The sequence below is a fragment of the Aeromicrobium sp. CF3.5 genome (assembly GCF_051262695.1).
GTDB lineage: Bacteria > Actinomycetota > Actinomycetes > Propionibacteriales > Nocardioidaceae > Aeromicrobium.
Genome location: NZ_JBIMEZ010000032.1, coordinates 1 through 399 on the forward strand (window position 1 = coordinate 1; position 399 = coordinate 399).

General features: G+C 57.6%; 1 protein-coding gene. It reads left to right on the plus strand.

What is annotated here, in order from left to right; translation table 11 throughout:
* Window positions 1-200 precede the first annotated feature (200 nt).
* Window positions 201-399: hypothetical protein (locus ACHAA3_RS16840; RefSeq protein WP_435710251.1), on the plus strand; the 199-nt coding region annotated here is incomplete at its 3' end.

Consider the following 399-nt stretch of genomic DNA (forward strand, 5'->3'; position numbering starts at 1 on the left):
CAACGAGCTATTTCTAGTAGTTCCCATGAGCCATTTTCTCAGACTTCTCACATGACTTGTACGTGACCCCTTGTCCGGACTGCCTCGGCTATGAGAAATTCTGTTTGCATTCCTCATCGGGTGGATTGCACCGGATCCGTCGCTAGGCGGAAACGGGTGATCCAGCCCGCCATTGCGGGCTTCCCTTGAGGACAATTCACATGCGTGTGACCAACAGTCGACCGCGTTTGCGCATCCGTTCAGCTCGCCGCTCGGCGGCCACGCCGCTAGCTTCTCGAGCATTGGGCTTGCTGATCGCTTCAGCAGTGATCGCCGGTTTCGTTCCAGCTTCAGCTGACCCGGCCGCATCGGAAGTCGCGTTTGCTGATGAGTTCGCGGAGGCCACAGCGACTGGTGATC